Genomic DNA, 24,756 nt, shown 5'->3' on the forward strand with positions numbered 1-24,756 from the left:
ACTTCCGATGGTGACCACTCAGGTCAGCGCAGGTCCATCCCGAGGTCGAGCGCGGGTGAGGAATGGGTGAGCGCCCCGACGGCGAGGAAGTCCACCCCGGACGCCGCGTACGCGCGCGCGACGTCCAGCCGTAGCCCACCGGAGGATTCCAGACGGGTCTTCGGGGAAACCTCGTCGCGCCGGTCGACGGCCTTCGCGCACTCGTCGGGCGTGAAGTTGTCCAGCAGCACCTCGTTGGCGCCCGCGGCGAGCGCCTCCTCCAGCTGGTCCAGGTCGTCGACCTCGACCTCGCAGTGCAGTTCGGGCGCGTGCTCGCGCGCGGCGGCGAGCGCGGCCGTCACCGAACCCGCGGCGACCACGTGGTTGTCCTTGATCAGCACCGCGTCACCGAGCCCGAGCCGGTGGTTCACCCCGCCGCCCGCGCGCACGGCGTACTTCTCCAGCAGCCGCAGCCCGGGCAGGGTCTTGCGGGAATCCCTGACCCGGCAACCGGTCCCCTCCACCGCGGCCACCCACGCGGCGGTCGCGGTGGCGATGCCCGACAGGTGGCACAGCAGGTTCAGCGCGGTGCGTTCGGCGGTGAGCAGGCCGCGCACCGGGCCGCGGACGACCAGCGCGGGCTCGCCGGCGGTCAGCCGGTCACCGTCGTCGCGGGCCGCAAGGATCTCCAGGCTCGACCCGAGCACGACGTCGAACACCGCGAGCGCCACCGGGATCCCGGCGACCACACCGGCCGTCCTCGGCGTGAGTTCGGCCAGCGCCCGGGCGGACTCGGGCACCGTGGCGTTCGTCGTCGCGTCGGGCCCGTAGCGAAGGTCTTCGGCCAAGGCCGTGGTGACGACGCGCCGCACGTCGGCGACGTCGAGACCGTGATCGGCCAGTGCCTTGGTGACCCACGGGGAGAATTCGCTCATGCCACACCCTCCAAAGCGATCGGATCGGCCAGCACCGGCTGCCCCGACGGGCTGAGCCGGATGAGCTGACCGCGTTGCCAGGCGCTGTCGTCACGTTCGGGGAAATCGGTCCGCACGTGGCAGCCGCGCGATTCCGTCCGGCGCGCGGCCGCCGCGACCAAGGCCTCCGCCACCAGCGTGAGCGCCGCGTCCTCGACGATCCGAGTCGTCCACAAAGGACTCTCGACGGTCGAAAGGTCCAGCACCGAGCCGACGACCGACAGGCCTTCCGCGTCCCGTCCGATAGCGGCGTAGCGGCTCATCGCGCGCTGCATCGCGTCGCGATCGGCCACCGGGACGGTCGCCCGGTGCGCGAGTACACCGCGGCGCGGGTCGCCGAGCTGTCCGGTGGCGAGGTCCGCGGCAACCGCCTCGGCCGCCCGCCGCCCGACGACCAGTCCTTCGAGCAAACTGTTGGAGGCCAAGCGATTCGCGCCGTGCAGACCGGTCCTCGCGACCTCGCCCGCCGCGTAGAGACCGCGAACGCCGGAGCGTCCGTCCACAGTGGTCACCACGCCGCCGCAGGAGAAATGCGCCGCCGGCGTGACCGGGATCGGATCCTTCGCCGGGTCGAGCCCGAGCACCGCGCACGCCGCGTACACGGTCGGGAATCGCTTCGCGAACCCGGAGATCCCTGTGGCGTCGAGGAAAACGTGATCATCGATACCGCCGGGCGCCTGCGCCATGTGGCGCGTGATCGCCGCCGAGACGACGTCCCGGGGCGCGAGGTCGCCGAGCGGGTGCACCCCGCGCATCACCGAAGCGCCCGTCGCGTCGATCAGGGTCGCGCCCTCGCCGCGCACCGCCTCGGTGACCAGCGGGCAGTGCCCGCGCGCGCCGGGCGTGAACAGGACCGTCGGGTGGAACTGGACGAACTCGACGTCCGCGACCTGCGCCCCCGCGCGCAACGCGAGCGCCAGCCCGTCCCCCGTGGCGATCTCCGGATTCGACGTCGCGTGGTAGAGCTGCCCGAGTCCGCCGCTGGCCAGCAGCACCGCGGGCGCCCGGACGACGCCCGGCACACCGTGGTGGTCCAGGACGGTCACACCGACGACCTCGCCCGACGGCGTACGGATCGCGTCGACGGCGATGTGGTGTTCCAGCACCGGGATCCGGCTGCCACCGGCCTTCGCGACCAGTGTCCGCTCGACCTCCGCGCCGGTCGCGTCACCACCGGCGTGGATGACGCGGAACGCGCTGTGCCCGCCTTCCCGCGTGCGGGCGAGCTCGGTCCGCCCTTCGGCCGCCAGGTCGAAGCGGGCGCCCTGGGCGCGCAGCCTGGCCACCGCGGCCGGGCCGCCCGCGATGATCGAACGCACGGCGTCCTCGTCGCAGAGCCCGGCACCGGCGGTGAGCGTGTCCTCGGCGTGCTTGCCGACCGAGTCGCCCCGCTCGTGTTCACCCTCCAGCACGACCGCGACCCCACCCTGCGCCCAGCGGGTGTTCCCGTCGGAGACGGCCGCCTTGGTGACCACCAGGACGTGCAACCCGAGTTCCCGGGCGCGCAGCGCGGCGGTGAGCCCGGCCACTCCGCTGCCGATCACCACGAGATCGGCAGCGGCCTCCCAAGCCGGGTTGGTTTTCGCCTGGAGGGCGGTAACCGGGCCGGTCATTCTCCGCCGCCAGGCTGCCCGATCTCGATCATGCGCTGCACGGAAGCGCGGGCTCGGGCGGCGGTCTCGGCGTCGACGTGGACCTCGTCGGCCCCCTCGCGCAGCGACCGCAGCAGGGCGGCGGGCGTGATCATCTTCATGTACCGGCAGGACGCCCGGTCGTTCACCGCGCGGAAGTCGATCTCCGGCGCGGCCTTGCGCAACTGGTGGATCATCCCGATCTCGGTGGCCACGAGCACCGACTTCGCCTTGGTGTCGCGGGCGGCGTGGACCATGTCGCCGGTCGAGAGGATCTTGACCCTCTCAGGGGCGACAGCGCCCTCTCCCGCGAGGTACAGCGCCGACGTCGCGCAGCCGCATTCCGGGTGGATGAACAGGTCGGCGTCCGGGTTCTCCGAGGCCCGCTCGGCCAGCTCGGCACCGTTGATCCCGGCGTGCACGTGGCATTCCCCGGCCCAGATGTGCATGTTCTCCCGGCCGGTCACGCGCTTGACGTGCGCGCCGAGGAACTGGTCCGGCAGGAACAGAACCTCCTGGTCAGCGGGGATGGAGGCGACCACGTCGACGGCGTTCGACGAGGTGCAGCAGATGTCGGTCTCCGCCTTGACCTCGGCCGTGGTGTTCACGTAGGACACGACGACCGCGCCGGGGTGCTCGGCCTTCCAGGCGCGCAGTTCGGCGCCGGTGATCGAGTCCGCGAGCGAACAACCGGCCCGCGCGTCCGGGATCAGGACCGTCTTCTCCGGCGCCAGGATCTTCGCCGTCTCGGCCATGAAGTGCACGCCGCAGAAGACGATGGTCGACGCGTCACTGTTCGCCGCGATCCGGCTGAGCGCGAGGGAGTCGCCGGTGAAATCGGCGATGTCCTGGATCTCGGGAACCTGGTAGTTGTGCGCGAGCAGGACGGCGTCACGCTTGCGAGCGAGGCTCCGCACCTCCTCCGCCCAAGCCGCGTCGGCGACGACGCCACCGTAGGGAGTCAGTTCGTTCTCAAACGTGATCGTCATCGTTCTGGCCCTCCGGACCGATTTGTCCACTGTCGGTTTTCGCCTTACAATCGAAAACCGTGCGAAGTCATCTTAACACCCAGACCCCCCTGGCCCACGAGGTTTTGGGAGCGGTCCTTCAAGTGCGCTCGGACACACTCCGGGTCCTGCTGTGGCGGCGCGCGCTCGATCCCCATCTGGGCCGCTGGTCCCTTCCGGGCGGCAGGCTTCGCCCGGATGAAGACGTCGAGGCGTCCATTCGGCGGCAGCTCGCGGAGAAGGTCGACGTACGCCAGCTGAAGCATGTGGAGCAGCTGGCGGTGTTCAGCGCGCCGGACCGGGTGCCGGGTCCGCGCGTCGTGGCGACGGCGTTCCTCGGCCTCGTTCCGTCCGATGTGGACCCCGAGATCCCGGAAGACACCGAATGGCAAGACGTTTCCGAGTTGCCGCGGACGGCGTTCGACCACGAGTCCATCGTGCTGCGCGCGCGGGACCGGCTGCGCTCGAAGCTCTGCTACACGAATCTCGGGTTCGCGCTCGCCCCGGAGGAGTTCACCGTTTCGGCGTTACGGGGGCTGTACTCGGCCGCGCTCGGTTACCGGGTGTCCGCGACGAACCTGCAACGCGTGCTGTCCCGGCGCGGGCTGCTCCTCCCCACCGGCCACACCGCCCCTCCCGGACGCAGCGGCGGACGTCCGGCGGCGCTCTTCTCCTTCGCGGGCAAGGGGATGCAGATCACCGACCCGTTCGCGGTGTTCCGCCCACCTGCCGGAAAGTGACCGTCCTGCGAAGTCCTCGCGGTCCCCGTACCTTGAACGGGTGACCGAGCCGAGCGATGAGTCCTCCGGGAAGGCGATCTTGCCGTTGTTCCCGCTACAGACCGTGCTTCTGCCCGGAACACACCTTCCGTTGCACATCTTCGAACCGCGGTACCGGCAGCTGATGACCGACCTCGTCGGCGATGTCGTCCCGGACCGCGAGTTCGGCGTCATCGCGTTGCGTTCGGCGATGATCAGGGAGGTGAGCGGGCCCGAGCACGTCCACGAGGTCGGCTGCAGCACGGTGCTGCGCGAGGCGAAACGACTGCCGGACGGCAGATTCGACGTCGTCACCACCGCGCGGCGCCGGTTCCGGCTGCTCGAGATCGACCGCGTTTCCGCGCCGTACCTGATCGGCGCGGTCGAGTGGGTGCCCGACGACCGGGTCGCCTCGGTGCACGGCGACACCGTGAACAGGCTCGCCGACGTCGCCAAGGCGGCGCATCGGCGCTACTGCGAGTCCGCCTGGAACGCCGAGGACTGGACCACCCCGCCCGAAGACGGCGACATCGCGGCGCTCGCGTACCGGCTCACCGCGGACTGCCTGCTCCCGATGGAAGACCGGCAGCGCCTGCTGGAGGAGACCAACCCGCTGCGGCGCCTGCGGATCGCGTGCAGGCTGCTGACGCGGGAGGCCGGGTTCCTCAGCACGCTGGGCGCCGTGCCGATGCCGCCGGGGGAACTCGGCGAGTTCACCCGGCCCTCGAACCTGAACTGAGCCCTACTTGCCGGACTCCTGGGCAGGACCGTCGTCCGGGCCGTTGCCCCCGCCGAACTTGCTCCAGACCTTGCCCGCCGCCCCGGACACCGCCTCGCCGACGTCGCTGAACACCTTCGTCAGCGGGTCGGACGAGCTGTTCCAGGAGTCCTTGTACGACTTCGCGGCCGACTTCAGGTCGTCGCTCCAGGTGGACGACGGCGCGTCCGCGTCGCGGCGCGGGTACTCACCGGCCAGGATCGACCGGTACTCCTCGGAAGCCGCCCACTTCTGCAGCTGCGCGGCGCGCACGACGGCCAGCGGGTGCGACATGGTCTCGACGTAACGCAGCTTCAGGTAGCTGTCGCGGATGTCCTCGACCGATTCGTACTCCGACGCCTGCTGGAGGAACGCCGGGATGTCGATCTTCGACGGGTCGATCCCGCCCGCGACCAGGATCTGCGACCGCAGCGCCGCCGTCGGGTCCTGCGAGCACAGCAGCCCGGCGCGGTCGCAGGACAGCTCCGCCTTGCGGTACCACTCGCGCAGCGCGGCGATGACGACGCGGATGCCGATCGCGCTCACCGGCGTCCACGACATCGACATCTGCAGGCCGATCAGCCGGATCATGATCGTGCGGTACACCGCGTGCCCGGACAGCACGTGCCCCATCTCGTGCCCGATCACGAACCGCAGCGACGCGAGGTCCATCGCCTCGACGGCCGCGGTGTTGAGCACGATGAACGGCTCGTCCATCCCGATCGTCTGCGCGTTGACCTCGGGACTGCGGGCGACGAACAGGTTCGGCACGCGGTCGAGGTCGAGCGTTTCGGCGCATTCGTTGCGCAGTTTGTCCAGTTCCGGGTACTGCTTCGGGCCGACCCGGATCGCGGACGCGAGCGCCATGAGCCGCTCGCCGCGTTCGGCGTAGAAGCCCGAAACCGCCTTCACGACCTGCGCGAACCCGGGAACCGCGCGAAGCGTGGCCAAGGCGCCGCGATCCACAGGATGTTCGTAGGCGCGCGGGCTGATGCCCGGGAAGCGGACGGCGTTGTGCCGGGAAACCTCGATGTCGTCGGTCAAGAGAAAGCCCCCTAGAGATGTTGCCGCCCACCCTAGAGGAAATTCGTCAGCCGAGACGGCGGCCCAGGTCTTCCCGTCCGTTCCACGCGGTCAGCAGTGTGTAGGCCAGCGCGGTCATCAGCGGCGCGGCCAGCAAGATCCACGGAGATTCGATCTGCGGCGCCTTCGCGATGACGTCGCCGACGGCGGGCGCCGAGGTGATCTCGTAGCGGCCGTTGGCGAACGAGACGCCCATCGTCGTGCCCAGCCAGCCCGCGAGGGCCGCGCCGCCGGTCGCGGCGATCATGACGACCGGGCCGCGGCGCTCCCGCAGCAGCCAGGTCACGATGCCGATCAGCAGCCCGGCGCCGAGCGCGAGGAAACCGTAGACGGCGAGGTCGTCGAAGCGGTGCCAGCTCTCGAGTTCCAGTGGCGCGAGACCGCCGCGGTCGTTGATGACCCGCATCCGCTGCGGCGGCGCGAGCCGTGACCACAGCCAGGCCAGCGGGAAGCCGAGCAGCCCCGCCGTGGACAGGACGCTGACCGCCGGCAGCAGATCGGCCTTGACGACGACCTTGGGGTGCGGGCGGCGTGGCCTCGGCAGCACGGGTACCGACCAGGGATCGGGCACGCTGGAAGACAGGTGTGCCGGTTTGCCCGTCGTCTCGCCCAACCCGGACTCCTCCCTCAAGCTGCTTGTGCAGAGCGTAACCAATGACACCCCCAGCGCACGCGACCCGGCACGCATCTCTCGCGTTTCGTCCTCTGTATGCGGTACTTGCACACGCATGTACCGCATTCAGAGGACGAAACGCGGGAAGTCAGCCGGCGAGTTCACCGTGACGGCTGCATCGAGCCGTCCAGCCGACCGGCGTGATCTGGACGACCATCCGCCGCGCGCAGAACGTGCAGAAGCGCGGCGGTTCGAGTGCCGTTCTCGGGTTGTGGCAGGCGGGATGCTCCGCGCCACCGTCGGACGTCTGTCCACAGTGGACACAGAACGCCGGTCGGTCAGAGGACGTCACTGATCGCCTTCACCGGCATCTTCAGCTCGTCGAGCATCTCCAGGTCCGCGGTCGCCGGGCGGCCGAGGTTGGTCAGGTAGTTGCCGACGATGATCGCGTTGATGCCGCCGAGCATGCCCTGTTTGGTGCCCAGGTCGCCGAAGGTCAGCTCACGGCCGCCGGAGAAGCGGAGCAGCGGACGGGGCATCGCCAGCCGGAACGCGGCCACGGTGCGCAGCGCGTCCTTGCCCTCGACGATCTCGTAGCCCTCGTACGGCGTCCCCGGCTGCGGGATGAGGAAGTTCATCGTGCACTCGTCCGGGTTCAGCTCGGCCAGCTGCGCGGCGAACTCGGCGCGCTGTTCGACGCTCTCCCCCATGCCGATGATGCCGCCGCAGCAGACCTCCATGCCCGCCTCGCGGATCATGCGCAGGGTCTCCCAGCGCTCTTCCCACGTGTGCGTGGTGACGACGTTCGCGAAATGCGAGCGCGCGGTCTCCAGGTTGTGGTTGTAGCGGTGCACGCCCATTTCGACGAGTTCGTCGACCTGCTCCTGGGTGAGCATGCCGAGCGAGCAGGCGATCTGGATGTCGTTGCCGTCCTCGCGGATGGCCTTGATCCCCTCGCGGACCTGCGAGAGCAGCCGCTTGTCGGGGCCGCGGACGGCGGCGACGATGCAGAACTCGGTCGCGCCGGTCTCGGCGGTCTGGCGGGCGGCCTTGACCAGGCCGGGGATGTCCAGCCACGCCGAACGCACCGGCGTCGGGAAGCGGCCGGACTGCGAGCAGAAGTGGCAGTCCTCGGGGCAGCCGCCGGTCTTGAGGCTGATGATGCCCTCGACCTCGACCTCGGGGCCGCACCAGCGCATCCGGACCTCGTGGGCCAGCGCCAGCAGGTCGGTCAGGCGGTCGTCGTCGAGCCGCAGGACCTCGACGAGCTGCTCTTCGGTGAGCCCGACACCACGCTCGAGGACCTGCTCGCGCGCCACGGCGAGGATGTCGACGGTCTCCGGGGCTGTGGTCACGAGGCGGCTCCTGTTCGGGGTGGGGCGGTAGAGCGAAGGCACATCATCGTGCACGACCGGGCGCTTCGGCCACAGCGACGCAGATCACTTCTGGGCCGACGCGCGGCCGACGAAGCACTCCGGGTCGAACTCGCCGCCGAACCACGGAGAGAGCCCCGCCCTGGCCTTGGCCGCGAACTCCTCGGGCTCGGCGTCCCCGAGACCGGCGGGCAGCACGCCCAGCAGCGGCGCACCGGCCGCGACCGGCAGGTCCTGCAGGTTCGACACCGACGCCAGGTCCGGATCCTCCGGCCACGAGCCGATGATGACCCCGGCCACGGTGAGCCCGCGCTTCGTCGCGACCTCGGCGGTCAGGGCGGTCGCGTTGAGCGTGCCCAGCCCGGCCTCGGCCACGATGATCACCAGCGCGCCCAGCGACCAGGCGACGTCGGCGAGTGAGGCGCCGTCGGCGTCGAACCGGACCAGCAGACCGCCCGCGCCCTCGATGAGCGTGAGGTCGTGCTCGCCGTCCAGGTCGCTCGCGGCCGCGGCGATCTCGCTCGGCGGCAGCGTCGGCAGGCCCGAGAGCCTGGCCGCGGCCTCCGGTGACAGCGGATCCGGGTACCTCCGCAGCTCACGAGTGGTGACCGGACCGGCGAGCCGGAGGACGTCGGCGAGATCACCCGGCTCGTCCGGACCGACCCCGGTCTGCGCCGGTTTCAGCACGGCGACGCGTTGGCCCTGCCCGGCGGCCAACGCGGCGATGGCGGCGGTGGTGATCGTCTTGCCGACACCCGTACCGGTGCCGGTCATGACCAGCATGCTCACGTACAAGTAACTTAGTCGGTCCGGATCGAGTCCCGCTGAACGGTGTCGATTAGCCCCCGGAAGTGGTGACGGCGCCGACCGGGGTGAACGACGGGCTCTCGTCATCCGACAGGTAGACCTGCGCCGCCCCGACGTCGAAGTACATCCCGGTCAGGTGGAGCTCGCCGCGGGCCTCCGCCTCGGCGATCAGCGGATAGTGCCGCAGGTGCTCCAGCTGCTGCAGCACGTTCTGCAGGGCCAGCCGATCGGTCTCCGTGTCCGGGCGTTCGCCGTCGAGGGTCACGGGGGCCTTGCGCTTGGCGCTCGGCTCGGCGTGCTTCAGCCAGGAGGACAGCAGCGGCGCGCCGTCGGGTGCACCGGTCGCCAGCGCCTGCATCGCGCCGCAGCCGGAGTGCCCGCAGACCACGATCTCGCGCACCTTCAGCACGCCGACGGCGAACTCGACGGTGGCGCCCATCGACGGGTCGGTCCGGCGGGCGGGCACCAGGTTCCCGATGTTGCGGACGGTGAACAGGTCACCGGGACCGCTCGTGGTGATCATGTTCGGCACGATCCGCGCGTCACCGCAGGTGATGAACAGGGTGTGCGGCGACTGCCCACCGGCCAGCCTGCTGAGCGCGGGCTGCATGAGCGCGGCCGTGCGCCGCTGGAACTCGGTCGCGCCGCGCAGCGTCGGCCCGCCGCGCTGACCGGGCACCTCGACGTCCTTGGCCTGCCAGTCGGACCACGGCGCGAGGAACCGGGGCACCGAACGCGCCGCGGCCGTCCTGGACAGGGTGGGGTCGCCGGATTTGCCGTTGGCGAACCACGGATGCCCGACCTCGTCGACGATCACCTCGCCGCCGGCGCGTTCGTGCCCCTGCTGCCAGTTCGAGAGGCTCTCGAAGGCGGCGTGGTCGAGGTAATCGACGACCAGCTCCAGGGTCACCTTCGCGCCGTCGGGCACGGTCGCGAGCACCCGGCTGAGCCTCGGCACCGAAAGGAACGTCAGGACGCCTTCGACGACGACGCGCCATTCGTCGCCGTCGCGTTCGGCGTGGATCCCGGACCACACGGTGCGCCGCAGCATCAGCAGTACCGAAAGCCCGATGCCGAGCAGGACGCCGGTGAGCAGGTCGAAGACGACGACACCGGCGAGCGTCACCAGGTACAGCCCCAGGTCGCCGTGTTTGAGGACCTGCTTGATGTGGCCGGGATTCACCAGTTTCGCGCCGACGTGGACGAGCAGACCGGCCAGCGCGGCGAGCGGGATGTTCTGGATCAGCCCGGCGAACGCGGCGACGAACACCAGGATCCACACCCCGTGCAGGATCGCCGAAGCGCGGGTGCGGGCGCCGGCGGCGACGTTGGTCGAGCTGCGAACGATCACGCCGGTGACCGGAAGGCCGCCCAGCGCGCCGGAGGTCATGTTCGCGGCGCCCTGCCCGATCAGCTCGCGGTCGAGGTTCGACCGCGGCCCGGTGTGCATCTTGTCGACCGCGACGGCCGACAGCAGGCTCTCCACGCTGGCGATCAGGGCGATGGTGATGACCGCGAGGGCGAACGCGCCCCAGCCGGTGTCCGGGAATTCGGGGGCGAAGCGGATGTTGAGCAGGTCGCCGGGCAGGTCGACGCGGGGCAGGGTCATCCCGGCGACGACGGAGAGCACGGTCACCAGCGCGATCGCGGCCAGCGGGCCGGGCACCTTGCGGACGGACGCGGGCAGCCGCGGCCACAGCAGCAGGATGCCGATGGTGAGCACGCCGATCAGCGCGGCGGTGTCGTGGTGGCCGACGATCTGCGCGGGCAGTTCGGCGATGTTCTTGAGCGCGGAACTCTGCGCCGATCCGCCCAGCACGACGTGGAGCTGGCCGAGGACGATCGTGACGCCGATACCGGCGAGCATGCCGTGCACGATGGCGGGCGAGATCGCGAGCGCCGCGCGGGCGATGCGGCTCAGCCCGAGCAGGATCTGGAGCGCGCCCGCGGCGACGGTGATCGCGCAGGTCGTCTTCCAGCCGAAGGTGGCAATCGTTTCCGCCATGATCACCGTCAGGCCGGCGGCCGGGCCGCTGACCTGAAGCGGGGAGCCGCCGAGGGCTCCGGCGACCACACCTCCCACGACAGCCGCGATCAGCCCCGCGACGATCGGCGCCCCTGACGCGAGAGCGATCCCGAGTGACAACGGGACGGCGACGAGGAACACCACCAAGGATGCGGGCAGGTCGTGACGGAGCACGGCGAGTCGTTGGGACTTCATGATCACCAGGAAACTGGTGATTTGTCCGCTATGCACCACCTGATCGAGTGAATATCGTCCTTCAGAAGGGTGGCGTGGGCCACGTTTGAGCCGTTTTGTTGCCTGGAGATGTCGTCGATGTTGCGAAAGGCCTTGCGGTGTCCCAAATCCTGAGAGGTTCCGATCGGCCGCCCGGTCAAGGCTTCGGCGCCGCGTGTCCTGTCGTTGAGGCGTGCCACCAATGTGGCATTGGGGACATCCCAGGGTCGGCGGGCTTCGGGACGAGAAGGGAACCTTCTCCGCCCGCGACGCGGCGAAAGTCCCCTTTATCAGCCCGCCACGTTTGCCTTACTCCTCAAGAGACCTCGAATCGAGACTCAGGACTTCACCGGTGAAGTGGCCGAAGTGAACGACCGGTGCGCCGCGTCGAGCAGGTACACGTTCGCCTTGCCGACGTCGAAGTACATCCCCGTGAGCCGGAGTTCGCCCCGGGCCAGCGCGGCCTCGACCACCGGGTACGAACGCAGGTTCTCCAGTTGCTGCACCACGTTGTGCAGGGCGAGCCGATCGGGCTCGTGGTCGGCACGGACGCCGTCGAGCAGCACCGGCCCTTCGCTCTGCCTGCGCCGCACGGTCGCTTCACCGTGGCGCAGCCAGCCGCCGAGATGGTCGAGCCCGGCGGGCGCTTCACCGAGCAACGCCTTCATCGCCCCGCAGCCGGAATGCCCGCACACCACCACTTCCCGCACCTGCAGCAGACCGACGGCGTACTCGATCGCCGCCCCCGCCGAGAAATCCGCGTCGGCGCCGGCGGGCGGGACGAGGTTTCCGATGTTTCGCACGGTGAACAGGTCCCCCGGCCCGCTGGTCGTGATCAGGTTCGGCACGATCCGCGCGTCGCCGCAGGTGACGAAGAGCGTGTGTGGCTGCTGGCCGTTCGCCAGCCCGTCCCAGGTGCTCCGCAGCAGCGGCGCCGTCCGCCGCTGGAATTCCGAGGTGCCACGGCACAACGGAACGCTGCCGCCGCGCTGGCTCGGCAGTTCGACGTGTTCGGCCTGCCATTCCGACCACGGCGCGAGCCAGCGCGGCACCACGCGCAACCCGACGCCGCGGCGCACGGTCGGCACACCGGCCTTTCCTCGTTCGAACCACGGATGCCCGATCTCGTCGACGATCACGACTCCCCCGGTGCGTTCGTACGCGCGCTGCCAGCCGCGCAAGCAGTCGAAAGCGGCGTGGTCGAGGTAGTCGACGAAGAGTTCCAGCGTCACTTCCGAACGCTCGGGGACTTCGGCCAGGACGGTCGTGAGCCTGGGCACGGAAAGGAAAGTGAGCGCGCCTTCGATGACGACGCGGGTCCGCGAACCGTCCTTTTCGATGTGGATCCCGGAGAACAGCATCCGGCGCAGCATCAGCGCGAGCGCCACCGCGATCCCCGCGGCGACACCGGTGAGCAGGTTGACGGCGACGGCGCCGAGCAGGGTCGCGAGGTAGACCGGCAGGTCGCCGTGGCGGCGGACTTCGCGCAGATTCGTGACGTTGACCAGTTTCGCGCCGACGTAGACGAGGAGACCGGCGAGCGCGGCGAGCGGGATCAGCCGCAGCGCGCCCGCCAGGAACAGGCAGCAGCCGAGGATCCAGACGCTGTGCAGGATCGCCGACATCCGGGTGCGGGCGCCCGCTTCGAAGTTGGTCATGGTGCGCACGACGACGCCGGTGACCGGGAACCCGCCGAGCGAACCGGCGGCGACGTTCGCCAGGCCCTGGCCGATCAGTTCGCGGTTGAGGTCGGTGCGCGGTGCGTCGCGCAGTTTGTCGATGGCGACGGCGGAAAGCAGGCTCTCCAGGCTGGCGATGAGCGCGATGGAGAGGACGGCGGCGATGATCGCCACCCAGGACCCGGACGGCGCCTCGGGGACGAAACCCAGCCCTGGCAAGCCGTTCGGGAGGTCGACGCGCGGCAGGTCCATCCCGGCCACGACGGAAAGGCCGGTCGCCAGCGCGACGGCGGCGAGCGGACCGGGGACGCGGCGCACCGAACGCGGCATCCGGGTCCACGCCAGCAGGACACCGACGGTGACCACGCCGACGAGCGCGGCCTGGTCGTGGTGGCCGACGATCCGGCCCGGCAGCGCGAGGACGTTCGCGATCGTGGAACTCTGCGCCGCTCCGCCGAGCACGACGTGCAATTGGCCGAGGACGAGGATCAGGCCGATGCCGGCGAGCAGGCCGTGCACGATGGCGGGCGAGATCGCCAGCGTGGCCCGTGCGACGCGGCTGAGCCCGAAGAGGATCTGGACCACGCCCGCCGCGGCGGTGATCGCGCAGGTCGCGGCCCAGCCGAAGGTGGCGATCGTCTCGGCGATGACGATGGTCAGCGCGGCGGAAGGACCGCTGACCTGGAGGACGGAAGCGCCGAAGAAGCTCGCGACGAGTCCGCCGACGACGGCGGAGATGAGTCCGGCGAGCAGAGGGGCTCCGGCGGCGTGGGCGACGCCGAGCGAGAGCGGGACGGCCACGAGGAAGACGACGACCGAAGCCGGGAGGTCGTGGCGAAGGTTCTTCAGGAGGGTCGATGCGGGATTGCGGCGGCCCGGAGGCCCGGTGTCGTGCTCGTCACCAACGATGTCGATCATGGGGGCAGGAAACCCGATCGGCGCGCAAAAGTCCGCTACGCAAAGGTTTCTCAGGTTTGCTTGTGCATCGAAGAACTAGGGCATAACACCTTTTCACGACAAAGCACCCGAGAAGGATCCCGATCGGACTCGCCCGTTCGCTTGACCACGAACACCCCACGACCACGCTCTGTACTCAGCGTGGCCTTTGCGGATTGCTGTGGCCGCCGTCACACTCTTTCGGTTGAATTCGGCCTGTTTCAGGCTTTTTGCGCGGCCGCGACCACGGCCGAGGTGATCGTCGCGAGGTCTTCCGCGTCGGAGATGTAGGGCGGCATCGTGTAAATCAGGTTCCGGAACGGGCGCAGCCAGACCCCGTTCGAAGTGAGCACGTCGGTCGCGACGGCCATGTCCACCGGGTGGTCCAGTTCCACCACGCCGATCGCGCCGAGCACCCGCACGTCGGCGACCGAAGACAGCTCGCGAGCCGGTTCCAGACCGGCTTTCAGCGCGGCTTCGATCCGCGGGACGTCGGACTTCCAGCCACCTTCGGCCAGGATCCCCAGCGAGGCGTTGGCGACCGCGCAGGACAGCGGGTTCCCCATGAACGTCGGACCGTGCGCCAGCACCGGCAGCTCGCCCCGGGAGATCCCGTCGGCGATCCTCGGTGTGCACAGAGCCGCCGCCATCGACAGGTAACCACCGGTCAGCGCCTTGCCGAGGCACAGGACGTCCGGGGTGACCCCGGCGTGTTCGGCGGCGAACATCCGGCCGGTGCGGCCGAACCCGGTGGCGATCTCGTCGAAGATGAGCAGGACGTCGTTGGCCTCGGTGATCTCGCGCAGCGCCCGCAGGTACGCGGGCGGATGGAACCGCATGCCGCCGGCGCCCTGCACGACCGGCTCGACGATGATCGCGGCGAGTTCGCCCGCGTGCCGCTCGATCTCGGCCGCGAGCAGGTCCAGGTAGGCCTGATCCGGTTCGTCGCCGAATCGCCCGGGCGGCTTGGGCAGGAACAGCTGGTCCGGCAGGATCCCGCGCCACAGCGAGTGCATCCCGCCGTCGGGGTCGCAGACGCTCATCGGCGTGAACGTGTCGCCGTGGTAGCCGCCCCGCCAGGTCATCAGGCGCCGCTTTTCCTTGCGCCCCACAGACTGCCAGTACTGCAGGCACATCTTGACGCCGACCTCGATCGACACCGAACCGGAGTCGCACAGGAAGACGTGCCGCAGCCCGTCCGGGGTGAGGTCGACCAGCGTCTTCGCCAGCCTGATCGCCGGTTCGTGGGTGAGCCCGCCGAACATCACGTGACTCATCCGGCCCGCCTGCTCGGCCAGCGCCGCGTCCAGCACCGGGTTCCGGTAGCCGTGGATCGCCGCCCACCAGGACGACATCCCGTCGACCAGTTCCCGGCCGTCGTCGAGGGTGAGCCGGACTCCGCTCGCCTCGCGGACCAGCAGGGAATCGATCGGGCTCGGCATCGGCCCGTACGGGTGCCAGACGTGTTCCGCGTCGAGCGCGAGGAGTTCGGCGGCGTCCATCCGGCGACCCTACGACACGCCCCGCTCAGCGCAGGCGCACAGGGAGGGTTTCGAGGCCGTGGACGAGGGCGCTTTCCCGCCACCGCAAGGATTCCGGATCGGCGTCCAGGCTCAGGCCGGGGAATCGCTCCAGCAGGCCGCGCAGCGCGATCTCGGCCTCCAGCCGGGCCAGCGGGGCGCCGACACAGTGGTGGATCCCGTGCCCGAACGCGAGATGCCCCGCCGCCGGCCGCGTGACGTCCAGCCGGTGCGGGTCCTCGAACCGTTCGGCGTCCCGGTTCGCACCGATCAGGGAGACGAGCACGAACTCGTCCGCCGGGATCTCGACGTCGCCGACCTGGACGGCCTCCTTGGTGAACCGGAGGGTCGCCAGGTGGATCGCGCCGTCGTAGCGCAGGAACTCCTCGACCGCGCCGGGCAGCAGGGCGGGATCGGCCCGGAGCGCGGCCAGCTGTCCCGGCTGCCGCAGCAGCGCGAAGACGCTGTTCGCGATGAGGTTGACCGTCGTCTCGAACCCCGCCACCAGCAGGAGGAACGCCATCGACAGCAGTTCTTCCCCGGAAAGCGAGTCACCCTCGTCGCTGGCTTGGATCAGGCCGGAAAGCAGGTCATCGGCGGGCTCGGCGCGTTTTTCCTCGATGAGTTCGACGAGGTACGCGTGCATCTTCCCCGCCGCGGCGCGGAGTTCCTCCGGCGTCGACCAGGCGAGCATCGTGTTCGACCACTTCGCGAACGACGGCTGGTCGCCCGCGCGGACGCCGAGCAGTTCGCAGATCACCCTGATCGGCAACGGAACGGCGAACGCGGGCAGCAGGTCGACACGCTCGGCGTCGCCGATGCCGTCCAGCAGTTCCGCGGTGATCTGCTCGATCCTCGGCCGCAGCCGGGAAACCGTGCGTGAGGTGAAGGCCTGGTTGACCAGTTTGCGCAGCCGTGTGTGGTCCGGCGGATCGGAGTTGAGCATGTGCCCGTTGAGGGCCTGGACGGCACTGTCCCCCGCGGATTCGAAGCCGTCGCGGTCGAACAGGCGCCGGATCTCCCCCGTGTCCTTGCCGACGCGGGGATCCGACAGCACGGCGCGGGCCTCGGCATGGCCGGTGACGATCCAGACGTCCAGGCCGCGCGGCATGCGCACCTTACGGACCCGGCCGCCTTCCCGCAGCAGCGCGGAGACCCGGTGCGGTTCCTGAACGAGATCCCAGTCCAAGATCTTGAGGTCTTCCCGCATCGGCCCGCCTCCCCAGCGCGCCGGTCAGCGTTCGGCCAGCGCGGCCACCACTCGCTCGGTCACTTCGGTCCAGTATGCCCGCTGTTCTTCGCGTTCGTCGGCGCCCGCGAGCCATTCCTGATGAAACCGGAGCGTGGTCTTCTGCTCGGTGCCGCTCACCGTGATCTGCAGGGTCGAGTCGTGGTCCCAGTCCTTCGGCCGCCAGGTCAGCCGGAGCTTGTCACCCTCGGAACGACCGCGGATCTCGCCCGTCGTCCCGTTGGCCGTCTCGTACGGCGCGCCCGGCTCGGTGCCGAGGTCGGCGCCCGGACCGAGCCAGATCCCCACGCCCTCGCGTCCGACCAGGAAGTCCCACACCTGTGCGCCGCTGTACGGCACCGTCTGGGAAACACCTACCTGCCAACCACTTCCGGCTGTTTTGGCCGTTGCTTTGGTCACGCGGGCCATCATCCCATCGGGTGTACCGTGCGACAGTCACCGGTCCGGGTGGAGGATCTCTGTCTGTGCGCTACCGTCCGATTTCTCCCGCTCTGCTGGTCTCCGAACTGACCGAACGCATCACGGCGATCACGGGCCGCCGCCGGATCGCGGTCGGCATCGACGGCGCGGCCGGTGCGACCGAAACCACAGAACTCGCCGACGCCCTGGTCGATCCGCTGCGAGTGGCCGGTCACGCGGCGCTGCGGATCTCGGCGAACGACTTCCTCCGCCCCGCCTCGTTGCGGTTCGAACGCGGCAAAGAGGATCCGGACTCGCGCTACACCGACTGGCTCGACCTCGGCGCCCTCCGCCGTGAAGTGCTCGACCCGCTCGCCGACGACGGCAGCGGCCTGGTCCTGCCGTCGCTGTGGGACCCGGTGCGCGATCGCGCCACCCGGGCCGAACGCGTCGAACTGCCCGAAGGCGGCGTCGTCCTGCTGGACGGCGAATTCCTGTTCGGCGCCGGGCTCGCCTTCGACCTGAGCGTGCACCTGTGGCTCTCGCCCGCCGCGCTCGAACGGCGGGTGCCGGACGCATGGGCGCTCCCCGCCTACGAACGCTACGAACAGGAAGTCGACCCGGCGGCACTGTCCGACGTGGTGATCCGCGTCGACGATCCGAAGCATCCGGCGCGCTTCGAGCCCTGACCGGTCAGCGCACCGCCGCGACCGGGTCGCCGTCGAGCAGGCCGGAAAGCCTGCCCGCCATGGTGTCCCAGCGCCAGTTCTCGCTGACCCACTCGCGGCCGGCGGCGCCCATCCGCCGTGCCCGCACCGGATCGGCCAGCAACGCGGCCAGCGTGTCCCTCAGCTGTTGTTCGTCACGACCGTCGACGACGTGCCCGGTGACCTCGTCCAGCACCGTTTCCGGCGCTCCGCCGGAATTCCCGGCGACGACCGGCAGCCCGGTCGCCGAGGCCTCCAGGTACACGATGCCCAGTCCCTCGACGTCGAGTCCCTTCCCGCGCGTCCGCGCCGGCATCGCGAAGACGTCGCCCGCGTTGTAGTGCGCGGGCAGTTCCTTCCACGGCACCGATCCGGTGATGACGACGCTGTCCTGGACCCCCAGCGCTTCGACGAGCCCGGTGAGCGTCTTGCGGTACGGGCCGCCGCCGACGATCAGCAGCGCCACGTCCGGGATCCGCTTGCGGAGTTCGGGCAGGATCCTGATGAGCATGTCCTGGCCCTTGCGCGGCACCAGCCGCGAAACGCAGACGATCGTCGGGCGGTCGCCGAGACCGTGCCGATCGCGGATCTCCTTGCCCGCCGCGTCGTCCGGCCGGTAGAGCTCGGTGTCGACACCGCACGGGAGCATCTCCAGTCCCGCCATCGGGCCGAAAGCGGCCGAAAACCGGGAGCGCGTGTACTTGCTGACGTACGTGATCACGTCGACGGTGTCGCCGATCCGCCGCAACGCCTGCCGGGAGCCGGGGAGCATCGACCAGCCGACCTCGTGGCCGTGCGTCGACGCCAGCACCCGGCGCGCACCCGCGGACCGCAGCGAATGCCCCAGCAACGCGAGCGGCGCGGCGGCGCCGAACCAGACGGCCTCGCAGTCGCGGGCCCGCATGATCTCCTTCGCCCGCTTGAGCACGTCCGGTGTCGGCAGCATCAGGGACGTCGGGTGGCGCACGACCTCGAACGGGGCGGCGGCGTCGAACTCGCCGTGCGAACCGGTGCTCGATTCCCAGGACGGGGCGTAGACGACGAGGTCGTCCGCGGGCAGGCGGGTGGCCAGCGAGTTCAGGTAGTTCTGGATGCCGCCGGGCCGGGGCGGGAAGTCGTTGGTCACCAGCAGGGTCCTCAGCACCCGTGCAAGGCTACTTGGCGCCGGACACGCGAAAGGGGCGGCACCGCTTGCGCGGCACCGCCCCTTTTCGTCCGTGCGTCAGGCCGTCGGGCGACGGGCTCCGACGTAGTTGTTCTGCAGCGGCGACACCTTGACGACGTCACCGGTGGTCGGCGCGTGCACCATCATGCCGTTGCCGACGTACATGCCGACGTGCGAGACCGGCGAGTTGTAGAACACCAGGTCGCCGGGCTGGAGCTGCGACCGCTGCACCGGGGCGCCGAAGGTCGCCTGCTGGCGGCTGGACCGCGGCAGGGTGAGCCCCGCCTGCTTGTACGCCCACAGCATCAGACCGGAGCAGTCGAAGCTGGACGGACCGGTCGCGCCCCAGTCGTAGGGGCTGCCGAGCTTGCTCTTCGCGGCCGAGAGAGCCGCAGCGGCCTCGGGCCCCGGAGCGGGCAGGTTCGGGAACGCGCCACCCTTGTCCTTCTGGGCGTTGCGATCCGCGGCGCTCAGGTTGCCGCTGGCCCGCTGGATCTCCTTGAGCTGGTCGTCCAGCGTCTTCTTGCGCGCCTCGATGTCCGTCGTCAGCTTGGCGGCGGTGTCACGGGCGGCGGTGGCCGTGTTCTGGGCGTCCGACGCCTGCTTCGCGGCGGCCGCGGACTGGGCGACGGCGCCGCTCAGGTTGTTCAGGGCGGTGTTCTTGTTCGCGGCCAGGACCTCGAGCGCCGAGGAGCGCTCCAGGAAGTCCTGGGTCGACGCGCCCGACAGCAGCGAGGACAGCTTGTTCAGCTGCACACCGCTGGTGAAGGAGGCACCGGCGAACTTGTTCACCTCGGCCTGGAACGTCTTCTCGTCACCGGCCGCCTTGACGCCGAGGTCCTTGGCGGCGGCGGCGTCGGCGGTGGCCTTGTCGAGCTCGCCCTGCTTCGCGGCGAGGTCGTCCTTCGCCTTGAGGAGGTCTTCGTTCGCCTTCTCGGCCTGTGCCGCGAGGTCGCGGTACTTGGCGAGGGCGTCCGAGCCGGAGGGGGGCTGCTGAGGGGCGGGGGCTGGGGCTGCAGTGGCAGCGGGCTGGGCGACTGTGACCGCGGTGATCACCGCGGCCGCGGCCAAAGCTCCTGACACCACGCGCTTGACTGGATGCGACTGCACGGTCGCGCGTGTCTCCTTTGCTGTCGGCCACCGACACGGAACCCGGGACGAAGAGGTCGGGGGCCCTCTTCCGCGGAGCCGCGTCGCCGACCGTGAGGCCCGCGCGGTTCCCCGCGTTCCCGCCTTGCGCCTGGCCGAGTGCTATCGCAACAGGTTTGGCGCACGGCTGGTTCTGGTGCAGCTCCCCGACAAAGCTGCTTCAGTGGCGATCTCGCGTAGCCGTCTGGCGACGACTTCCGGCCACGAGATCTCGGACAGGTTACGAAACCAGCGGCACCGCGTCCACCATGCCCACCACAAAAACTCTCCGTGATGCGCCGAAACACCTTCGGACCAGCATGAGCGGAAAGTTGTGACGGGCGTTACATCCTGGGGCTGATCTCGACTACCTACCGTTCACCTGATCGGATCGACCACTCGTCGAATGTCCCGGTCGCGGCGTGTCTCAGGCCGACTTCCGACGCTCCTGACCGACGATCTCGACCATCCGGAGGCGCGGGACCATCCCGGCTTCGGCGAGCGCGTCGACCGCTCTCCGCTCGTCGGCGTCCCATTCGAGCGCGAGCGGCGCGCCGAGGAGGACACTGACGACACAGTCATGGCATGCGTCACCGCGGACCGCGCACCGGTCGCAATCGATGACGAGCGTTTCTATGTCCGCTATATCGGCGATGGCCTTGTCGTCCATCTCGAACTCCTCACTTTCAGTGGTGAGGAGCACATTAAGAGCGACCACCGACAGTTTCGGGCGAGCGAGGGCGACGGGACCGAATCGGCCGGGTCGTTCGTGAGTGGCGATTCGGGTTAGAACACGAATCGCCACTCACGACCACCCCGACCCGATGCGCTCCGGCAGGACCCCACGTCGCGAAAGCCACTTTCGGGACACCCGAAACCCGAATCGCCACTCAAGACCCACGCGGCCAGGTGTGTGCCGGCGGAACGGTGGTGTTGCGAAAGCCACTTTCGCAACGTTGAAGGTTGCGAAAGTGGCTTTCGCAACGCATTACGGCGAGGTTCGCAGCAAAGCGCCCCGCCCCCACTACACCCGGCTGAGCCGCGACACCAGAACCGCGGAAGGCACCGGATGCGCGCCCTTCCGCCGCACCGAGTCCGCCACCGCCCGGTCCGTGCTCGCGACCACCATCGGCCGCCCCGGCGGCTCCGCCGTGACGAGGGACCGGATGACGTCGTCCGCGAGCACGCCGCGTTCGGAGAACAGCACCCGCACCCCGCGCGGCACCGCCGCGGGCACGGAGAGCACGCCGGCGCCGTCGAACACCACGGTCACCTCGGCCGAGGTCCGCGCGGCGAGCGCGGAAAGCTGGTGGATCAGCCGGTCTCGCTGATCGGACAGCGCCATCTCCGGATATCCGGTCTTCGTGACGTTGTAGCCGTCGACGATCAGGTGCACGTTGGGCAGCGCGAGATGCCTGTCGAGCGCGGTGACGTCCTGGATCTTGCCGCCCGCGCCCAGACCGGACGTCGCGCCGCGCACCATGTCCGCCGGACGCTGGCCCCGCGCGCTCACCGAAAGCTCCCGGCGGAGCCCGCCGACGGCGCCTTCGATGGTGTCCAGCAGCAGTCCGAGCCGGACCTCGTCCGCCTGACGGGCCTCACGCGCGGACTGACGGGCGATCTCGGCGTCCGTGACGGCTTTCTCCGCCCGCGCCCGCTCCGTCGCGACACGCTGCTTCTCACGGTCCAATTGAGCCTTCAGCGCCTTGATCTCCTCGGCGCGCTCGGCCCCTCCGCTCTCCAACTGGGCGTGCGCCTCGGCGACGGCGTCCTTGGCCTGTCGCAACTGGACACCTTGTTCCCGAAGGCGCTTCAGCAATTTGTCGACTTCGGCGTCGCGTTCGCCCCGCGCGCCACCGGCGATCTCCTTGGCCTCGCGCAATTCCTCGCGCAGCTGGGCCAGTTCGGTCTCGAGCCGTTGGTTGCGGGCCAGCGCGGCGTCGCGTTCGGCGCGCAACGCCGTCTCCTCGGCGTTCTTCGCCACCAGCCGGACCCGTCCGGCCGCGCCCGCCTCGCCGAGCAGCACCGCGGCGGCCGCGGCGGCGACGGAGTCGGGGGCGTTCGGGTCGAGGGCGTCCTTGCGGTGGTCCCGCAGCCATTCGGTGACGGCGACCCGGAACTGGGAGGACTCACCCAGCGCGGCGAGCAACGCCGTCCCGCCGAGTTTCGCGCGTTTCGCCGGGGCGAACTTCGCGACCGGGCGCAGCTGCCTCGGCACGTCGGCGACCGGCAGCTTGCCGACGGCGGCGGCCGCGAGCTCGGCGATCCGCTCGCGCACGGTCTCCGGCAGGGCCGTCCAGCCCTCGGCCGGTACCTCTTCCGACGTCTCCTCGTCACCCGCCGACGCCACGACACCCGAGGGACCGCCGGTGGCGTCCTCGGGCAATTCGGGCACTGCGGGCTGCGGTTGCATCGCACCAGGGTAGGCCCCATGGCCCCGGGCCGCGCTCAATGGGACGGCGTGTGCGCATCCCGGGATTGTCGGTGCCCACCCCTACTGTGCCCGATCATGGACACCGGACGGCGGCCCGGCGCGGCGCAACTCGCCTTCGACGAGCTGGGAACCCCTTTGCGGGACATCACTTTCGTCGTGTTCGACCTGGAGACCACCGGGACGAAACCCGGCCCGGACGGGATCACCGAGATCGGCGCGGTCAAGATCCGCGCCGGCGAGATCGTCGGCGAGTTCGCCACCTTCGTCAATCCGGGGATGCCGATCCCGCCGCAGATCGTCGAGCTCACCGGGATCACCGGCGCGATGGTCTACGACGCTCCCCGGATCGATCGTGTGCTGCCCGCGTTCCTCGAATTCATCTCCGGTGCCGTCCTCGTGGCGCACAACGCCCCCTTCGACACCGGCTTCATGCGCGCGGCCTGCGAGGGCCACGGCTACCACTGGCCCAAGACGGCCGTGGTCTGCACGGTCCGGCTCGCCCGCCGGGTCATCTCCCGCGACGAGACGCCCAGCTATCGCCTGTCCGCGCTGGCGGCGCTGTTCGGAGCGCGCACGACGCCCAACCACCGTGCGCTCGCGGACGCGCGCGCCACCGTCGACGTCCTGCACGCGCTGCTCGAACGCGTGGGCAACCTCGGCGTCCACACTCTCGAAGAACTGCTGGACTACCTGCCCGAGGTCACCCCGGCCCAGCGCCGCAAACGTTCGCTGGCCGAGCACCTGCCCTCGCGGCCCGGCGTCTACCTCTTCCGCGGCCCGAGCGACGAGGTCCTGTACGTCGGGACGTCGGGCGACCTGCGCCGCCGGGTCCGGCAGTACTTCACCGGCTCGGAAAGCCGCGGGCGGATCCGGGAGATGGTCGCGCTGGCCGAACGGGTCGACGCGGTCGAATGCTCGCACGCGCTGGAGGCCGCGATCCGGGAGCTGCGGCTGATCGCCGCCCACCGTCCGATGTACAACCGCCGTTCCAAGAACCCACGGCACGCCTGGTGGGTCGCGCTGACCGAGGAGGCCTTCCCACGCCTGTCGGTGGTCCGCGTGCCGCGAGACGGGATGCTGGGGCCCTTTCGCAGCCAGACCGACGCCCGGTCGGCGGCGGACACCCTCGCCGGCGCCTCGGGACTGCGGACGTGCACCCAGCGCATCTCCGCCACCGCGCCGAGCGGCAAGCCGTGCGTACTCGCCGAACTCGGCCGCTGCGGAGCGCCGTGCGCCGGTCAGCAGACGGTCGAGGCGTACCGGCCCGGCGTGCTGGCCGTGTCCGGTCTCATCGCCGGGACGGACGGGCGGCCGCTGCGGGTCGCCGCCGATCAGCTGGCCCGGCTCTCGCAGGAGGAGCACTACGAGCAGGCCGCCCAGCACCGCGACCAGCTGGCCGGGCTGATCCGCGCGGTCGGCCGGGCGCACCGGCTGTCGGCGCTGGCGGGCATCCCGGAGCTGATCGCCGCCGGACCGGACGGCAACGGCGGCTGGGAACTGGCGGTGATCCGGCACGGCAGGCTCGCGTCGGCGGGCGTCGCGCGGCGCGGGGTGCCGCCGATGCCGGTGGTCGAGATGCTGGTGGCCTCGGCGGAGACGGTGATCCCGGGCCCCGGGCCGCTCTTCGGCGCGATCTCCGAGGAGGTCCGCATCCTGCTGCGCTGGCTGACCCGCCCGGGCGTCCGGCTCGTGCGCACCACGCACCCTTGGGCGGAGCCTGCCGCCGCCGGCGGCTGGCAGGAGTGGCTCGACCTGGCGGCGAGCGCGACGGCGCTGGAGAGGGTGGCGGGCTAGGATCTTCCCTGGCGGGACCACCGACGGTCTCCCCAAGGGCGCTCCGCGCCCGACGGAGACTTCACCTCGCGCGCCTCTTTCGGGCCGAAGGCCCACGGGAACGCGATGCAGGGGCGCCTGCCTGATCGAAGTTAGCCGGACTGCTGACTGCGCTCCTTCGGCGCGTTCCCGTCAGCGCGCGACAACGAACACAGGAGGCGCTGTAGTGATCACCGCGATCGTGCTGATCCAGGTCGAAGCCGATGCCATCCCCGAGGCGGCACAGGCGATCGCGGACATCGAGGGTGTCCGCGAGGTCTACTCCTGCGCGGGCGACGTCGACCTGATCGCTTCGGTCCGCGTCGCGGCCCACGAAGACCTCGCGGACCTGATCCCGGCGAAGATCGGCAAGGTCCCCGGTGTGCTGAGCACGGTCACGCACATCGCGTTCCGCTCGTACTCGAAGGCCGACAGCGAGTCCGCGTTCGACATCGGCGTCGAAGGCGCCTGAGTCTCCAGCCGCCATCACTGTGTGGATTTTGGTG

At 70.3% G+C, this 24,756-nt stretch carries 22 protein-coding genes; 5 read left to right on the forward strand and 17 right to left on the reverse strand.

Annotation, left to right across the window (positions count from 1 at the left end; all coding sequences use genetic code 11):
* Positions 1-23: 23 nt before the first annotated feature.
* The 3 genes from nadC to nadA are packed head-to-tail and all read right to left on the reverse strand — an operon-like array spanning position 24 to position 3,573.
* Positions 24-914 carry a carboxylating nicotinate-nucleotide diphosphorylase gene (gene nadC, locus B0293_RS29900; RefSeq protein WP_005154274.1) on the reverse strand — a complete coding sequence of 297 codons (891 nt, stop codon included), beginning with the start codon at positions 912-914 and terminating at the stop codon, positions 24-26.
* Positions 911-2,566 (reverse strand): L-aspartate oxidase, encoded by a 1,656-nt coding sequence (locus B0293_RS29905; RefSeq protein WP_005154273.1) that lies wholly within the window; start codon positions 2,564-2,566, stop codon positions 911-913. The genes nadC and B0293_RS29905 overlap by 4 nt, the downstream gene beginning before the upstream one ends.
* Positions 2,563-3,573: a quinolinate synthase NadA gene (gene nadA, locus B0293_RS29910; protein WP_005154272.1), complete on the reverse strand. Its 1,011-nt coding sequence runs from the start codon at positions 3,571-3,573 to the stop codon at positions 2,563-2,565. Before nadA ends, B0293_RS29905 begins: the two co-directional genes overlap by 4 nt.
* 122 nt (positions 3,574-3,695) lie before the next feature.
* Between nadA and B0293_RS29915 the strand changes: the two genes are divergently transcribed.
* The gene (locus B0293_RS29915) at positions 3,696-4,331 is read left to right on the forward strand and encodes an NUDIX hydrolase (RefSeq protein ID WP_005154271.1); all 636 of its coding nucleotides are present in this window, start codon (positions 3,696-3,698) and stop codon (positions 4,329-4,331) included.
* A gap of 40 nt (positions 4,332-4,371) precedes the next feature.
* Positions 4,372-5,088 (forward strand): LON peptidase substrate-binding domain-containing protein, encoded by a 717-nt coding sequence (locus B0293_RS29920; RefSeq protein WP_005154269.1) that lies wholly within the window; start codon positions 4,372-4,374, stop codon positions 5,086-5,088.
* 3 nt (positions 5,089-5,091) lie between these two features.
* On the opposite strand, the gene B0293_RS29925 is transcribed toward B0293_RS29920, so the two are convergent.
* The 10 genes from B0293_RS29925 to B0293_RS29970 all read right to left on the reverse strand — a co-directional run bounded on the left by B0293_RS29925 (position 5,092) and on the right by B0293_RS29970 (position 16,944).
* A complete protein-coding gene (locus B0293_RS29925; RefSeq protein WP_005154266.1) occupies positions 5,092-6,150 on the reverse strand; it encodes a M48 family metallopeptidase in 1,059 nt (352 codons plus the stop codon).
* Between the two features lie 46 nt (positions 6,151-6,196).
* Complete coding sequence (locus tag B0293_RS29930; protein WP_005154264.1) at positions 6,197-6,802, reverse strand: DUF2567 domain-containing protein; 606 nt, start codon at positions 6,800-6,802, stop codon at positions 6,197-6,199.
* Between the two features lie 148 nt (positions 6,803-6,950).
* Positions 6,951-7,154 carry a biotin synthase auxiliary protein BsaP gene (gene bsaP, locus B0293_RS29935; protein WP_005154262.1) on the reverse strand — a complete coding sequence of 68 codons (204 nt, stop codon included), beginning with the start codon at positions 7,152-7,154 and terminating at the stop codon, positions 6,951-6,953.
* The gene (gene bioB / locus B0293_RS29940) at positions 7,141-8,157 is read right to left on the reverse strand and encodes a biotin synthase BioB (protein WP_005154261.1); all 1,017 of its coding nucleotides are present in this window, start codon (positions 8,155-8,157) and stop codon (positions 7,141-7,143) included. The genes bsaP and bioB overlap by 14 nt, the downstream gene beginning before the upstream one ends.
* A gap of 84 nt (positions 8,158-8,241) precedes the next feature.
* Positions 8,242-8,964, reverse strand: coding sequence for a dethiobiotin synthase (gene bioD, locus B0293_RS29945; RefSeq protein WP_039916570.1), 723 nt, complete (start codon positions 8,962-8,964; stop codon positions 8,242-8,244).
* A 49-nt stretch (positions 8,965-9,013) separates the two neighbouring features.
* Positions 9,014-11,203 carry a SulP family inorganic anion transporter gene (locus tag B0293_RS29950; protein WP_209437262.1) on the reverse strand — a complete coding sequence of 730 codons (2,190 nt, stop codon included), beginning with the start codon at positions 11,201-11,203 and terminating at the stop codon, positions 9,014-9,016.
* Positions 11,204-11,559: 356 nt separating this feature from the next.
* Positions 11,560-13,818: a bifunctional SulP family inorganic anion transporter/carbonic anhydrase gene (locus B0293_RS29955; protein WP_005154248.1), complete on the reverse strand. Its 2,259-nt coding sequence runs from the start codon at positions 13,816-13,818 to the stop codon at positions 11,560-11,562.
* A gap of 239 nt (positions 13,819-14,057) precedes the next feature.
* Complete coding sequence (locus B0293_RS29960; RefSeq protein ID WP_005154245.1) at positions 14,058-15,338, reverse strand: adenosylmethionine--8-amino-7-oxononanoate transaminase; 1,281 nt, start codon at positions 15,336-15,338, stop codon at positions 14,058-14,060.
* A 25-nt stretch (positions 15,339-15,363) separates the two neighbouring features.
* Positions 15,364-16,566 (reverse strand): cytochrome P450 family protein, encoded by a 1,203-nt coding sequence (locus tag B0293_RS29965; RefSeq protein WP_005154237.1) that lies wholly within the window; start codon positions 16,564-16,566, stop codon positions 15,364-15,366.
* Positions 16,567-16,590: 24 nt separating this feature from the next.
* On the reverse strand, positions 16,591-16,944 hold the full coding sequence (locus B0293_RS29970; protein WP_005154231.1) for an SRPBCC domain-containing protein: 354 nt from the start codon (positions 16,942-16,944) through the stop codon (positions 16,591-16,593).
* A gap of 125 nt (positions 16,945-17,069) precedes the next feature.
* Between B0293_RS29970 and B0293_RS29975 the strand changes: the two genes are divergently transcribed.
* A complete protein-coding gene (locus B0293_RS29975; RefSeq protein WP_005154229.1) occupies positions 17,070-17,693 on the forward strand; it encodes a nucleoside/nucleotide kinase family protein in 624 nt (207 codons plus the stop codon).
* Between the two features lie 4 nt (positions 17,694-17,697).
* Here the strand turns inward: B0293_RS29975 and B0293_RS29980 are convergent, their stop codons facing one another.
* From B0293_RS29980 to B0293_RS29995, 4 genes are all read right to left on the reverse strand, one after another.
* Positions 17,698-18,855 (reverse strand): glycosyltransferase family 4 protein, encoded by a 1,158-nt coding sequence (locus tag B0293_RS29980; protein WP_209437261.1) that lies wholly within the window; start codon positions 18,853-18,855, stop codon positions 17,698-17,700.
* Between the two features lie 78 nt (positions 18,856-18,933).
* Complete coding sequence (locus B0293_RS29985; protein ID WP_209437260.1) at positions 18,934-19,986, reverse strand: C40 family peptidase; 1,053 nt, start codon at positions 19,984-19,986, stop codon at positions 18,934-18,936.
* Between the two features lie 445 nt (positions 19,987-20,431).
* Entirely contained in the window at positions 20,432-20,674 is a 243-nt protein-coding gene (locus B0293_RS29990; RefSeq protein ID WP_005154223.1) for a hypothetical protein, read from the reverse strand.
* 354 nt (positions 20,675-21,028) lie between these two features.
* The gene (locus tag B0293_RS29995) at positions 21,029-22,417 is read right to left on the reverse strand and encodes an NYN domain-containing protein (protein WP_039916559.1); all 1,389 of its coding nucleotides are present in this window, start codon (positions 22,415-22,417) and stop codon (positions 21,029-21,031) included.
* A 96-nt stretch (positions 22,418-22,513) separates the two neighbouring features.
* On the opposite strand from B0293_RS29995, the gene B0293_RS30000 reads away from it, so the two are divergent.
* Together B0293_RS30000 and B0293_RS30005 are read left to right on the forward strand one after the other, a co-directional pair.
* Complete coding sequence (locus B0293_RS30000) at positions 22,514-24,232, forward strand: DEDD exonuclease domain-containing protein (RefSeq protein ID WP_005154221.1); 1,719 nt, start codon at positions 22,514-22,516, stop codon at positions 24,230-24,232.
* Between the two features lie 205 nt (positions 24,233-24,437).
* Complete coding sequence (locus B0293_RS30005) at positions 24,438-24,722, forward strand: Lrp/AsnC family transcriptional regulator (RefSeq protein ID WP_005154220.1); 285 nt, start codon at positions 24,438-24,440, stop codon at positions 24,720-24,722.
* The last annotated feature ends 34 nt before the right edge of the window (positions 24,723-24,756 follow it).

This window comes from Amycolatopsis azurea DSM 43854 (assembly GCF_001995215.1).
Classification (GTDB): Bacteria; Actinomycetota; Actinomycetes; order Mycobacteriales; family Pseudonocardiaceae; genus Amycolatopsis; species Amycolatopsis azurea.

What these genes read in the sequence shown, in the direction of transcription:
- B0293_RS29960 (WP_005154245.1), bottom strand. Translation starts at nt 15,338, where the DNA reads ATGGACGCCGCCGAACTCCTCGCGCTCGACGCGGAACACGTCTGGCAC.
- B0293_RS29955 (WP_005154248.1), bottom strand. Translation starts at nt 13,818, where the DNA reads ATGATCGACATCGTTGGTGACGAGCACGACACCGGGCCTCCGGGCCGC.
- B0293_RS29950 (WP_209437262.1), bottom strand. Translation starts at nt 11,203, where the DNA reads ATGAAGTCCCAACGACTCGCCGTGCTCCGTCACGACCTGCCCGCATCC.
- B0293_RS29990 (WP_005154223.1), bottom strand. Translation starts at nt 20,674, where the DNA reads ATGGACGACAAGGCCATCGCCGATATAGCGGACATAGAAACGCTCGTC.
- B0293_RS29965 (WP_005154237.1), bottom strand. Translation starts at nt 16,566, where the DNA reads ATGCGGGAAGACCTCAAGATCTTGGACTGGGATCTCGTTCAGGAACCG.
- B0293_RS29905 (WP_005154273.1), bottom strand. Translation starts at nt 2,566, where the DNA reads ATGACCGGCCCGGTTACCGCCCTCCAGGCGAAAACCAACCCGGCTTGG.
- B0293_RS30000 (WP_005154221.1), top strand. Translation starts at nt 22,514, where the DNA reads ATGGACACCGGACGGCGGCCCGGCGCGGCGCAACTCGCCTTCGACGAG.
- nadA (WP_005154272.1), bottom strand. Translation starts at nt 3,573, where the DNA reads ATGACGATCACGTTTGAGAACGAACTGACTCCCTACGGTGGCGTCGTC.
- nadC (WP_005154274.1), bottom strand. Translation starts at nt 914, where the DNA reads ATGAGCGAATTCTCCCCGTGGGTCACCAAGGCACTGGCCGATCACGGT.
- B0293_RS29995 (WP_039916559.1), bottom strand. Translation starts at nt 22,417, where the DNA reads ATGCAACCGCAGCCCGCAGTGCCCGAATTGCCCGAGGACGCCACCGGC.